This window comes from Robinsoniella peoriensis (assembly GCF_000797495.1).
GTDB classification, from domain to species: domain Bacteria; phylum Bacillota; class Clostridia; order Lachnospirales; family Lachnospiraceae; genus Robinsoniella; species Robinsoniella peoriensis.
Map to the genome: position 1 here is coordinate 233,654 of NZ_JTGN01000010.1, position 13,319 is coordinate 246,972.

9 protein-coding genes and 1 riboswitch are annotated in these 13,319 nt (G+C 42.0%); all 9 genes read left to right on the forward strand.

What is annotated here, in order from left to right:
- The 9 genes from addA (at position 1) to QR40_RS20280 (ending at position 13,267) form a co-directional block, all read left to right on the forward strand.
- The gene (addA, locus tag QR40_RS20240) at positions 1–3,759 is read left to right on the forward strand and encodes a helicase-exonuclease AddAB subunit AddA (protein WP_044296545.1); all 3,759 of its coding nucleotides are present in this window, start codon (positions 1–3) and stop codon (positions 3,757–3,759) included.
- Between the two features lie 129 nt (positions 3,760–3,888).
- Positions 3,889–7,308, forward strand: coding sequence for a GtrA family protein (locus QR40_RS20245; protein WP_044296546.1), 3,420 nt, complete (start codon positions 3,889–3,891; stop codon positions 7,306–7,308).
- A gap of 222 nt (positions 7,309–7,530) precedes the next feature.
- The gene (locus QR40_RS20250; RefSeq protein ID WP_044296547.1) at positions 7,531–8,697 is read left to right on the forward strand and encodes an aminotransferase class I/II-fold pyridoxal phosphate-dependent enzyme; all 1,167 of its coding nucleotides are present in this window, start codon (positions 7,531–7,533) and stop codon (positions 8,695–8,697) included.
- 310 nt (positions 8,698–9,007) lie between these two features.
- Positions 9,008–9,919 (forward strand): UDP-N-acetylmuramate dehydrogenase, encoded by a 912-nt coding sequence (murB, locus tag QR40_RS20255; RefSeq protein ID WP_027296732.1) that lies wholly within the window; start codon positions 9,008–9,010, stop codon positions 9,917–9,919.
- A gap of 2 nt (positions 9,920–9,921) precedes the next feature.
- Positions 9,922–10,779, forward strand: a complete 858-nt coding sequence (rapZ, locus tag QR40_RS20260) for an RNase adapter RapZ (protein ID WP_027296733.1) — start codon at positions 9,922–9,924, stop codon at positions 10,777–10,779.
- Positions 10,780–10,790: 11 nt separating this feature from the next.
- Positions 10,791–11,759, forward strand: a complete 969-nt coding sequence (whiA, locus tag QR40_RS20265; RefSeq protein WP_027296734.1) for a DNA-binding protein WhiA — start codon at positions 10,791–10,793, stop codon at positions 11,757–11,759.
- Positions 11,752–12,006 (forward strand): HPr family phosphocarrier protein, encoded by a 255-nt coding sequence (locus tag QR40_RS20270; RefSeq protein ID WP_027296735.1) that lies wholly within the window; start codon positions 11,752–11,754, stop codon positions 12,004–12,006. Before whiA ends, QR40_RS20270 begins: the two co-directional genes overlap by 8 nt.
- A 14-nt stretch (positions 12,007–12,020) precedes the next feature.
- Positions 12,021–12,131: riboswitch (TPP riboswitch) on the forward strand.
- Between the two features lie 106 nt (positions 12,132–12,237).
- Complete coding sequence (locus QR40_RS20275) at positions 12,238–12,534, forward strand: thiamine-binding protein (protein WP_044296548.1); 297 nt, start codon at positions 12,238–12,240, stop codon at positions 12,532–12,534.
- Positions 12,503–13,267 carry an ABC transporter permease gene (locus QR40_RS20280; protein WP_027296737.1) on the forward strand — a complete coding sequence of 255 codons (765 nt, stop codon included), beginning with the start codon at positions 12,503–12,505 and terminating at the stop codon, positions 13,265–13,267. Before QR40_RS20275 ends, QR40_RS20280 begins: the two co-directional genes overlap by 32 nt.
- The last annotated feature ends 52 nt before the right edge of the window (positions 13,268–13,319 follow it).

Sequence of the window (13,319 nt, forward strand, 5' to 3'; positions counted from 1 at the left end):
ATGGGAGTAGCATGGACCGAAGACCAGCAAAAGGTCATTGACTTAAGAAATCGTAATATTCTGGTATCAGCGGCTGCGGGCTCAGGTAAAACTGCGGTGCTGGTGGAGCGTATTGTAACCATGGTAACGGATAAAAAGCATCCGGTGGATATCGATGAGCTGCTGATTGTAACCTTTACTAAAGCGGCGGCAGGCGAGATGCGGGAACGTATTGCAAAGGCACTGGACAATAAAGCAGCAGAAAATCCTCTGGATGTACATTTGGAACGCCAGCTTACGCTGGTGCATAATGCTCAGATTACCACTATTGACAGCTTTTGCCAGTATGTTATCCGTAATCATTTTCATGCAATCGGACTGGATCCCGGATTCCGTGTAGCGGATGAAGGAGAGCTGAAGCTTTTAAAAAGAGATGTGGCAGAGCAGTTAATTGAAGACTGTTATGAGAAAAAGGAAGAGGCATTTCTGAAATTTATTGAATGCTATGCATCCGGAAAAAATGATCAGGGGATTGAAGACCTGATTTTTGGACTCTACAATTTCTCTATGAGCTATCCCTGGCCGGAAAAATGGCTGCAGCAATGCAAGAAAGCTTATGAAATAGAATCTGCGGAAGAATTTTTGCAGTCGGACTGGCTGAAGAAATTAACCGATAACCTGAAGCGCCAGCTAAAGGACATAGAAGAGAAGACAGAAGAGGCACTTCGCATTGTCAGGGCGGAAGATGGACCTTATATGTATGAAGATGCTTTATGCCAGGATCAGGCGATGATCCGGAAGATACGTCAGGCAGATAATTACCGGGATTACGCACAGGCATTTGCAGCAATGGGTAAATACGCCAGACTCTCCACAAAAAAGGATGAAGCTGTCTCTGAAAACAAGAAAGAACAGGTAAAAGCAATCCGGGAACAGGTGAAAAAAAGCCTGAAGGGACTGCAGGAGCAGTACTTTTTTGGTGATTTAGAATCCGTGATTTCCGATATGCAGGAAAGCCGGGAAGTCATGGGCGTTCTGATTGATCTGGCATGTGAATTTACGGAGCGTTATGCACAGAAAAAAAGAGAAAAAAACGTGGTAGATTTTAGTGATCTGGAACATTTTGCCCTAGATATTCTCGTAGAGGATAAGGAAGGGGAAGCGGTGCCTACACAGACTGCAAAGGATCTGGCAGAACATTATGAAGAAATTCTGATTGATGAATACCAGGACAGCAACCTGGTCCAGGAATTGATCCTGACCAGCATATCTAAGAAATGTTTGGGAAAATATAATATTTTTATGGTAGGGGATGTCAAGCAGAGTATTTACCGGTTCCGACTGGCAAGGCCGGAATTGTTTATGGAAAAATATGATACGTATCCTGTCACTGACAATATATGCCAGAGGATTGACCTGCATAAGAATTTCCGAAGCAGAAGCCAGGTATTGGTCAGTGTAAACTATATCTTTGAGCAGATTATGGCAAGATATCTTGGAAATATCCAGTACGATGCAGATGCGGCCCTTTATCCGGGCGCAGATTTTCCCGAAAAGCAAAATGAGGTGGATGATTTTACGAATACGGAGATGCTCCTGGTAGATCTGGATACGTTGGATGAGGTAGTAGAGGATGTAGAAGAGAATGCCAGAGAACTGGAAGCCAGAGCCATTGGCAACCGCATTCTGGAGATTGTTGGAAAAGAAGAAGTGCTGGATAAATCTACCGGAATTTACCGAAAAGCCAGATATGGGGATATTGTGATTCTTTTGCGTACCATTTCAGGATGGGCGGATTCTTTTGCAAGAGTTTTAGAAAGTCAGGGAATACCGGCATATACCGGATCACAGACCGGATATTTTTCAACGGTTGAGATACAGACGATCCTGGCATTTCTGAAGATTGCAGACAATCCAAGACAGGAAATTCCCATGGCGGCAGTTCTGAAGTCTCCGATTGGAGGACTGGATGCCAGGGAACTGGCGGCTATAAAAAGTGCAAACCCGGATATGCCATTTTACGAATGCTGCAGGCTGTATGCAGCTGAGACAGCAGAAGAGGACAATGATCATTCTTTCCTGAAAGAAAAGTTAAAGAAATTTTTCGAAATTCTGGATCATTTCCGTATGCTGGTACCCTATACACCTATGCATGAACTTTTGTGGCAGGTGCTGGAGATCACCGGATACGGGGACTATGCAGCTGCAATGCCTGGAGGAGAACAGCGGACTGCAAATCTGAAAATGCTGGTGGAGAAAGCCATGACCTATGAGACTACCAGCTACCGGGGGTTGTTTAACTTTATCCGGTATATCGAGAATTTACAGAAATACAATGTAGATTACGGCGAGGCGAGCACTGTGGGGGAACAGGAAGATACGGTCCGTATAATGAGTATCCATAAAAGTAAGGGACTGGAGTTTCCGATTGTGTTTGCAGGAGGAATGGGCAAGACATTTAACCAGCAGGACAGCAGGAGCAGAGTGCTGCTGCATCCGGAGCTTGGAATTGGCTGTGATTATATTGATCCCGTTCTCCGTGTAAAAAGCCCGACCCTTTTGAAGAAAACCATACAGAGGGAAACCATCAATGAGAACCTGGGAGAAGAGCTGCGTGTATTGTATGTGGCTTTCACAAGAGCAAAAGAAAAGCTGATTATGACCGGTGCAGTAACCAGGATCGCCGATAAGATAAAAAAATGGAGCCAGATCTGCCGCAGGGAAGAGGAAAAACTATCTTTTACCGAGTTATCAGGTGCATCTGCCTATCTGGACTGGGTGATGCCTGCACTTATGCGTCACAAGTCCGCCCGGGAGCTTTTGGAAGCCTATGGGTTTACCAATAACCCGGCACATGAGCTGTATCAAAAAGAAGCATACTTTTCCATCCGGGTATGTCCGGTGAAAGAGCTGGTCACGAGAGAGGCGGCTCATCAAATGGCAATTAAAGTTTCCAAAGAAGAACTTTTGGAACGGGGACACCGGATGCTGAGTGAAGAACAGCTGGAAGCCTTGAATATGCGTATGGATCCGTTATATCCCTATGAACAGGATGCGGATATTCATGGTAAAATTACGGTTTCCGAACTTAAAAAATACAGTCAGTCAATGGATAATCTGCTGAGTATGGGGGAAGAAGAATTTTCTATTTACGAAGAACCGGATATTGTTCCTTTCATACCCCGGTTTATGCAGCAGAAAACCGAAGTACCCGGAGCAGTACGTGGTACGGCATATCATAAACTTTTAGAGGAACTGGACTTTGCCGCAGCTTCCAGCGGTAAGAAACTGGATGAACAGATTGAACGGCTCCTGGAAGAAGGAAAGATGACCGGGGAGGAAATAGATCTGATTGATAAAAGGAAGATGGTCCGCTTTGCCAATTCGGTTCTGGGAAAACGGATGGCAAAGGCCGAACAGAAGGGGAATCTGTACCGGGAACAACAGTTTGTACTGGGGGTTCCGGCATCTGAAATAAGAGCACTTTCAGGCCGTTTACCCGGGCAGTATCACAATCCGGCCTGCGATATGCCTGAGGATAATGAAGAAATTGTATTGATTCAGGGTATCATTGATGCATTTTTTTACGAAGATGAGGCAATAATTCTGGTTGACTATAAGACGGATTATGTACCGGATGACCATGCCGAAATACTGGTGGATAAATATAAGATCCAGCTGGACTGCTATGCCCGGGCATTGGAGCGTATGACCCGGAAAAAGGTGAAGGAGAAAATTCTTTATTCCTTCTGGATGCAGAAGGGAATCCGGATCAAATAAGAAGGGAGGGACCTTTTTGTTCCTTTCCATGTTAAGGAAGTTTTAAGGGGATTTCACACAATTATGGTTGATTTTTCAAATATCAAAAGCTATACTTAACACGACAGTATTTTAAATGAGGAGTGCAAAATGAACTGGATAAAAAAATTGTTTAAAAATCAGGCGGTCCGTTACATTTTCTTTGGCGGATGTACCACACTCGTTAACCTGGTTTCTTATACGCTTATGCGTACAGTATTGGGCATCGACATTACTATAGCCAACTTTATTTCCATATTGCTGGCAATTGCTTTTGCCTATGTGGTAAACAAAATCTTTGTATTTGAGAGTAAGCGAAATACCGTTTGGGAAGTCATTAAAGAATGTGCGCAGTTTGTAGGAATGCGGCTTTTGACCATGTATATTGAAGTATTTGGGGTCGTCCTGCTGAGCTGTGTCTGGGGCATGAATGATTTAATAGCCAAGCTGGTAATTCAGGTTGTAGTATTAGTATTAAATTATGTTTTCAGCAAAGCGTTTGTATTTAAAGAAAAAAAGGATATTTCTGAATTGACGGAAAAAGAATTGAAGATCCGCAGGACAAAGAAATGGTGTGTCATTGCATCTGCGGGAATTCCGGCAATTGTTATGCTGATTGCATACATTGCGAATGGAGTATTTCCGTTTGGGGATCATGGTGTGTTGATTATTGATTCCCTGCATCAGTATCTCCCGTTTTTTACGGATTTTCATGACAAGCTTGCTGCCAGTGAGTCTTTACTTTATTCTTTTGGCGGAGGTCTGGGATATAATTTCTGGGCAACGTATGCTTATTATCTGGCAAGCCCGCTGAATTTCCTGATCGTATTATTCCCGGCAAGGAATATGATGGATGTGATGGCTTACCTGATCATTATCAAGATCGCTTTATGCGGGGGATGTTTTGGATATTACTTAACCACGCGCAATAAAGGGAAGAATTTTACTCCGGTAGTGTTTGCCGTAATGTATGCCCTCAGCAGCTTTATGATTGGATATTATTTCAATTTGATGTGGCTGGACAGCATTGCCCTTCTTCCTATTGTCATGCTCGGCATTGAACGGATTGTAAAAGGGGAAAGCGGAAGGACCTTTGGTCTTTCACTGTTCCTGGGGCTTTATTGTAATTATTATATCGGATTTATGCTGTGTTTATTTTCCTGTCTATATTTTCTGGTACAGTGGATCGCAGCAAAGAGATTTACCATCAAGGCATTTTTTAAATCCGGAATTAACTTTGCCTGGTATGCACTGCTCAGCGGTGGAATGGCAGCGCTTGTTCTGATGCCGGCATATAAGGCGCTGGGAATTACAGAATCCATGGATGACAATGGATTTCCGGATAAGATCAAGTTCTTCACCAGCACCATCGATCAGCTCACCAGCCATTTTGCCTTTGTGGAGCCTATCAACATTGCGGACGACCAGGCTGGGGTAAATGCTTACTGCGGCGTCATTATACTGATCCTGGTAGTACTTTATCTGCTGGATAAAAAGGTGAGCCTGCGGGAACGAATTTCAAAAATTCTGCTCTGTGCACTTTTGGTGCTGAGTTTTAATTTCAATATGCTTAACTTTATATGGCATGGATTCCATACTCAGAATGGTCTGCCTAACCGTTTTTCATTTATTTATATCTGCTTAATTCTGATCATGGGGTATGAAGCTTTCACCCATGTGAAAAATATGCATGCAGTCAAAATTATAATATCCTGTCTTGTGCCCATTGGATTTGTGGTATACTGCATGATTACAAAAGCCGGGGAACGAGATATGTATGTTTATCTGGTAACGCTGGGACTGCTTGTGATTTACAGTATCCTGTTATTGCTCTACCGCTTTATGAAACTTCGGGCGGTGGTTGTACAGAACGTGATTCTGGGTGTTATGCTGGCGGAGATGATCACAATGGGAATCTATGGTGTCTGCAGTAATGGTACTGTTGGAAGAAGTACTTATCTGGATGAGCAGAGTGCCTATAAGAAATTAATGGCGGAGCAGGGAGATAAAGATTTCTACCGAAGTGAAATTGACAGTCAGAGAATGCGTAATGAAACGATGTTCATGGGCGGTAATGGTGTAGTGCTGTTTTCATCCACAATGCCGGCTGCTACGGTAAATATGTGCAAAGGTATTGGTATGGAAGCCCGCACAAATAAGAATGGCTATAACGGTATGACAAAATTGTTTAATGATGTATTTGGAGTCCGTTATCTGGTTTCCAAAGCCGATTCAGATACTCTTTATAATATGAACCGCGTCGGTTATGAAGAGCCACTGGCCCTTTATAAAAATGAAAATGCACTGTCACTAGGCTTTATGGTGGATTCAGCCATTAAGGACTGGCAGATTGAAGGGCTGGTTCCTATGGAAATCCAGGATCAGTTTGCCGGATTGGCTACGGGCAGTGATCCGATGTATACTTTGAGAGAAGAGTACGACATTGAAGAAGGTCCCACATATATTATCCGTCTGTACCCGGGCGAACAGACCTATCTGGAAATGACCTCCAATGTGGAAAAACTGGTGATCAAGACTCCGCAGTATGAGAAGACGATTAACGGTTATAATACCAATCTCTTTGATCTGGGAAGAGTAACCGAGGATGGCAAAGCTAACGTGACCATCACTTATAAAGAAGGAAACGAAAATCCGGTTGGAGTCCGTGTCTATACCTGCAAGGATGAAGATTATGCGAAGATGTATGAAAAACTTTCAGCAAACCAGATGAATGTAACAACGGCGGAAGATGGAAAAATAAGAGGCAATATCGATGTGAAAACAGCAGGAACCCTGCTTACCTCCATTCCATATGATACCGGCTGGAAAGTAATGGTGGATGGAAAAGAAATCGAAACGTATGCTGTTGGTACCGCGCTCATGGGATTTGACCTGAATGAGGGCGCACACGAGATTACTATGGACTTTACGCCGGAAGGATTATGGTCCGGAAGCTTTATCAGCATTGCCAGCATTGTTCTGTTTATGGTTACAATTATGCTGGAAGGAAGAAGCAGAAGGAAAAAAGGCATAATAGCTGAAAGCGAAGAAGAAGATATCGATGACGATGATTATGATGAAGATTATGAAAATGATTATCAAGGTATGACTGGAGCTTACGAAGAATCTGGGTTTGGAGAAAGTTATGAGGATTCAGGAAAATCTGAGTATGAAACAAGATATGGGACTGCAGGAGAATCTGAGTATGAGGAAGACTATGAGTCTGCAGGTAATAAATCTGAATATGAGGAAGACTATGAGCCTGTAGTTGATGAATCTGAGTATGAGGAAAACTATGAGCCAGCGGGTGATGGAACTGAATATGAGGAAGACTATGAGCCAGCAGTTGATGAATCTGAGTATGAGGAAAACTATGAGCCTGTGGGTGATGAATCTGAATATGAGGAAGACTATGAGCCTGAAGGTGATGAATCTGAGTATGAGGAAAACTATGAGCCAGCGGGTGATGAATCTGAATATGAAGAAAGCAATGAGTCTGCAGGGAAACCGGAATATAAAGAAAGTAAATAAGTCTTCATTAGCATCTGGCTATGAATAAGGTAATGCGTTTATAGGAGAACCTGAGCAAAAACGAAGTAAGTATAAGAGTAAAAATAATATGGTTCAAATATACAGCAGATACTGCATGTGTATTTGAACCATAAATTTATTGAAAATGAACAAATAAAAGCTAATCAGGTAAATTAGTTAAGTAGTGTCACATACATCGGAGAAAAGAGGGTTAAAAACGTTATGAATATTACATTTTCCAATAAGTCAAATATGTTTCAAGCGGGAATATTTGCCGTGCTCAATGAAAAAAAGGAAGAGTTAATCAGGCAGGGAAAGAAAATATATAATCTTTCGGTAGGTACACCGGACTTTAAAACCGCTCCACACATCATAGAAGCCGTATCTGAGGCTGCAAAAGACCCGGACAACTACAAATATGCCCTGGTAGATATTCCGCAGCTTATACAGGCTGTACAGGACTTCTACCAAAAAAGATTCCAGGTTGCGCTGGAAGCGGATGAAATTATGTCCATGAATGGATCCCAGGAAGGAATGGCACATTTTGCATGGACATTGTGCAACCCCCAGGATGTGGTGCTGGTTCCGAATCCTGGATATCCTATATTCAATATTGGTCCATCCCTATGCGATGCAAAGACAATACAGTATCCATTATACAAAGAAAATAATTTTTTACCCCGGCTGGATGAAATTCCGGAAGAAACAGCAAAAGCCGCAAAATTTATGGTAGTAAATTATCCGGCAAATCCGGTCTGCGCAGTTGCTCCTGACAGTTTTTATGAAGAGCTGATCGCATTTGCCAGAAAGTATGAAATTGTAATCTTACATGACAATGCCTATTCCGATATCATTTATGGCGGAAGAAAAGGAGGTTCCTTTTTGCAGTTTGAAGGGGCAAAAGAAGTAGGTGTTGAATTTTATTCCCTATCTAAATCATTTAACTACACCGGTGCCAGAATGTCCTTTGCCATTGGAAATAAAAAAATTATCGAGAAATTCCGGGCGGTCAGAACCCAGATCGATTACGGTGTATTTCTGCCTGTTCAGTATGGGGCAGCGGCAGCACTGAATGGACCGTTTTATATGGTAGAAGAGCAGTGCCGGGAATATGAAAAAAGAAATCAGGCGCTTTGCGGCGGACTTCGCAGCATCGGCTGGAATGTGCCAGACAGTGAGGGCACAATGTTTGTATGGGCGCCATTGCCGGATGGTTATACAGATTCGAATGAATTTGTAATGGAACTGATGGAAAAATCCGGCGTCATCTGTGTACCGGGCAGCAGCTTTGGAACTTTGGGTGAAGGATATGTGAGATTTGCCCTGGTGGAGAATGTGGAGCGGATAGAGGAGATTGTGGAGAGTATTCGGGCCAGTGGGATCTTATAAATAGTCTGATAAATTTACTCCGTATTACTTAGTGTTTATAGATTGCATTTATTGTATCAAGGAGAACATTTAAAAGTACTTAATGATAGAATATATTTCTGTAAAATTCACATAGTAAGAGAAATCCATCAAAAAGAGGGCTTGAAATAAAGCCCTCTTTATTGTATTATAGGGAGTAAAGTACAGGCCAAATAAAATGACTTTTATAAATCGGTACAACGATACCGGGCAGCCGGTCAAATTGCTGGTCTATTTTTCCGGTTTAAGGGTATATATGGTACTGGATATAAAAACAGATTAGGGGTAAAAAGTGAATCAGGATTTGTATAATCAGTTGTGTGAGATTGTCGGAAGTGACAATGTACATGTAGATGAAGAAATGAAGAAACATACCACTTTCCGAATTGGAGGTCCGGCAGATTTTTATGTATTGCCTCATTCCAAAGATGAAATTGGACGTGTGGTGCAGGTGTGTAAGAACACCGGAGAGCCGTTTTATGTTTTGGGAAACGGCAGTAATCTTTTGGTGGGTGACAAAGGTTATCGCGGAGTCATTATTCAAATTTTTAAGAATTACAGTGATATTATAATAGAAGGAACGCAGATCACTGCAAAGTCCGGGGCTTTATTGTCGAAAGTAGCTAAGAAAGCTTTAGATGCAGGACTTACCGGATTTGAATTTGCATCAGGGATTCCTGGAACAATCGGTGGTGCGGTAGTTATGAACGCAGGTGCCTATGGCGGAGAAATGAAAGATGTAATTCTTTCTGCCACGGTCATGACACAGGAAGGCAGCATTCAAAAGCTGTCAAATCAGGAACTTCAGTTAGGGTATCGAACCAGTCTGGTAGCCAGACAGAATGATATTGTATTGGAAGTAAGTCTTGAATTAAAAAAAGGTGATCCGGACCAGATCCGAAGCCTCATGGAAGAATTGAAAAATAAAAGAGTTACAAAACAGCCTCTGGAGTACCCCAGCGCCGGCAGTACGTTTAAACGGCCGGAAGGGTATTTTGCCGGAAAGCTGATTATGGATGCAGGACTGAGAGGATTTTCCGTTGGAGATGCTCAGGTTTCAGAAAAGCATTGTGGATTTGTGATTAATAAAGGGAATGCTTCTGCCAGAGACATTGTGGCACTGATGGATGAAGTTACCGGACGTGTGAAAGAACAGTTCGGTGTGACATTAGAGCCGGAAGTGAAAAGATTAGGAGAATTCTAAGGATGAGATTCGTAATTGTTACGGGAATGTCCGGAGCAGGTAAAAGTACGGCGCTTAAGATGCTGGAGGATGTTGGTTATTTTTGTGTAGATAATCTGCCGATACAGCTCCTGCGTAAGTTTGCAGAACTGGCCTGTACACCGGGAAACGAGATAAATAAAGTGGCAATGGGCGTAGATGTGCGAAACGGCAGGGCATTAAAGGAACTGGAACATGTTTTGGAGTCAATGGTAATAGAAGGATTCCATTATGAGATCCTCTTTCTGGATGCGGCAGATGCAGTTCTTGTGAAACGTTACAAGGAAACCAGAAGAGCCCATCCACTTGCAAAAAACGGCAGAATTGATAAGGGAATTGCCGCAGAGCGGGAACAGCTGGTTTTCTTAAAACAGCATGCGGATTATATCCTGGATACCAGTCAGCTGCTGACCAGGGAGCTGAAGCTGGAACTGGATAAGATATTTGTGCAAAACCAGGAATTTAAAAATATCATGATTACTATTTTATCCTTCGGCTTTAAATATGGGATACCAAGTGATTCAGATCTGGTATTTGATGTACGCTTTCTGCCAAATCCTTTCTATATTGAAGAGTTAAAGCACAAGACCGGAAATGACAGGGAAGTACAGGACTATGTTATGGGATATGACATAGCACATGAATTTTTGAATAAACTGACCGATATGGTAGAATTTCTCATACCGAATTACATTATAGAAGGAAAAAACCAGTTGGTTATCAGCATTGGCTGTACGGGAGGGAAACACCGTTCAGTAACATTGGCAAACAGGCTGTTCGAAACCCTTGGTCCCAAGGATGAATACGGACTGAAAATAGAACACAGGGATATTAATAGATAAGAGGGTGTGTTATGTCTTTTTCAAGCGATGTCAAAGAAGAATTATCAAGACAGTCCAGCAGCGCGAGACATTGCCAAATTGCAGAAATTACCGCAATCATAAGTATGTGCGGTGGTATATCCATCTCCAGCAAAGACAAATACAGTGTAAGAATCCAGACAGAAAATATCGCAGTCGCAAGAAAGTACTTTACTTTATTGAGAAAAACCTTTAATATAGAGACGGAGGTTTCTATCAGACAGAATGTGTCTGTAAGAAAAAGCCGCGTGTATATGGTTTTGGTAAAACGACACGAAGATTCACTTATGATTTTGAAGGCTGCCAAGCTCCTGAATAAGGATATGGAAGTAGAAGAAAATCTTTCCATAGTGAATAATATGGTGATTCAGAACACATGCTGTAAAAGGGCATTTATCAGAGGCGCTTTTCTGGCAGCAGGTTCGATCAGTGATCCGCAGAAGTTTTATCATTTTGAAATTGTCTGCACGACCATACATAAGGCAGAACAGCTGCAGGCGATTATTAATAGTTTCGATCTGGATGCCAAAATCGTAGCCAGAAAGAAATATTATGTTGTCTATATAAAAGAAGGCGCACAAATAGTCGATATATTGAATATCATGGAGGCACATGTGGCACTTATGAATTTAGAGAATGTCCGGATTTTGAAGGACATGCGCAACGAGGTGAACCGAAAGGTTAATTGCGAGACGGCTAATATTCATAAAACAGTCAGCGCGGCAGTAAAACAAATAGAAGATATCAAGTATATTCAGTCAACGGCAGGATTTGAGAGTCTGTCCGAAGGATTGGCTGAAATGGCAGAACTACGGTTAGCCCAGCCGGATGCGACACTAAAGGAATTGGGAATGTTGTTAACACCTCAAGTTGGAAAATCAGGAGTAAATCATAGATTGAGAAAATTAAGCAATTTAGCGGATGAGCTAAGAGAGAACAAGGAGGAGAAACATTATGATTAAAAAACCTATCACAATTCAGATTCCAAGTGGATTGGAAGCAAGACCGGTAGCACTTTTGGTGCAGGTGGCAAGCCAGTATGAGAGCGATATCCATGTAGAATGTGGTGACAAGAAAGTGAATGCTAAGAGTATAATGGGTATGATGACTTTGGGCCTGGTAGCAGGTGAAAATGTTAATGTCATTGTAGAAGGCAGCGATGAGCAGGAAGCTATGAACAATATTGAAAAATATTTAAGCAGCAAATAATAATTATAAAAGCAACAAGAAATAAGGGGAGTCGGGAGAACCCGGCTGAGAGTAAACTACACCAATGTTTAGACCCATAACCTGATCTGGATCATACCAGCGTAGGGAAATATACCAATGGAGCAGTTTTCGGAACTTTAGATAAATTGCAGCTGATTGATAAAACCCTATCGAGTAGATAGGGTTTTTGTTTTATATAAAATAATAATATAAGAAATGGAGAAATGAAAGATGAATGCAAGTGTAGCGATCCAAACTTTACCGAAAGCAAAAAATGATGAGGAATTAATCCGTATTGTAGATGAAGTTATTGCGTATATTAAAAGCACGGGTTTAAATTATTATGTAGGACCTTTTGAGACTGCAATCGAAGGTGATTATGATGAGTTAATGGATATTATCAAAGAATGCCAGCACATTGCAATACGCGCAGGTGCACCGTCTGTTGCGGCATATATTAAAGTTTCCTATAAGCCGGAAGGAGATGTACTTACGATTGAAAAGAAAGTTACAAAGCATCACCAGTAAGCTTTATTGTATCAGTGCGATCCTGGCTTTGCTTGTTTTATGGCAGGCGGCATCATCATTTGAACTGGTGCCTTCTTTTATGCTGCCGTCGCCGGTGGCTGTCATCAAAGCATTTGTAAGTGATTTCAACTTATTGATGATGCATTTGGGGACAACGCTGATTGAGGCTTTTCTGGGTCTGGGAATCGGCATATTGACCGGATTTCTGGCTGCGGTGTTGATGGATCGTTTTGAAGGGGTGTATAAGGCATTTTATCCGATCATGGTGATTACCCAGACGATCCCTACAATTGCCATTGCACCGCTTTTAGTATTGTGGATGGGATATGATGTTGCGCCGAAAGTTACATTGATTGTAATCGTAACTTTTTTCCCGATTGCAGTGGGACTTTTAGAAGGTTTCCGGGCGGCGGATAAAGATACCATGAATCTTATGAGATCCATGGGGGCAAGCCAGGGACAGATTTTTCGCTATGTGAAACTTCCCGGTGCGTTGGGCAATTTTTTTACAAGTCTTAAAATTTCAGTCTCTTATTCTGTAGTGGGAGCAGTGATTGCGGAATGGCTGGGTGGATTTCAGGGGCTTGGAGTATACATGACCCGGGTGCGGAGTGCTTATTCTTTTGATAAAATGTTTGCAGTAATTTTTCTGATATCAGCAATTAGTCTGGTTCTGATGTGGCTGGTAACAATACTGCGCAAGAAGTTGATGCCTTGGGATCATTTAGAATAATACATGAAAAAAATGTGATTTATAAATAGTAAAAACATTTGCAAATATTTGC

Bases quoted from the DNA above. Each gene is read 5' to 3' on its own strand.
- addA (WP_044296545.1), top strand. From the start codon at position 1: ATGGGAGTAGCATGGACCGAAGACCAGCAAAAGGTCATTGACTTAAGA.
- QR40_RS20245 (WP_044296546.1), top strand. From the start codon at position 3,889: ATGAACTGGATAAAAAAATTGTTTAAAAATCAGGCGGTCCGTTACATT.
- QR40_RS20250 (WP_044296547.1), top strand. From the start codon at position 7,531: ATGAATATTACATTTTCCAATAAGTCAAATATGTTTCAAGCGGGAATA.
- rapZ (WP_027296733.1), top strand. From the start codon at position 9,922: ATGAGATTCGTAATTGTTACGGGAATGTCCGGAGCAGGTAAAAGTACG.
- whiA (WP_027296734.1), top strand. From the start codon at position 10,791: ATGTCTTTTTCAAGCGATGTCAAAGAAGAATTATCAAGACAGTCCAGC.
- QR40_RS20270 (WP_027296735.1), top strand. From the start codon at position 11,752: ATGATTAAAAAACCTATCACAATTCAGATTCCAAGTGGATTGGAAGCA.
- QR40_RS20275 (WP_044296548.1), top strand. From the start codon at position 12,238: ATGAATGCAAGTGTAGCGATCCAAACTTTACCGAAAGCAAAAAATGAT.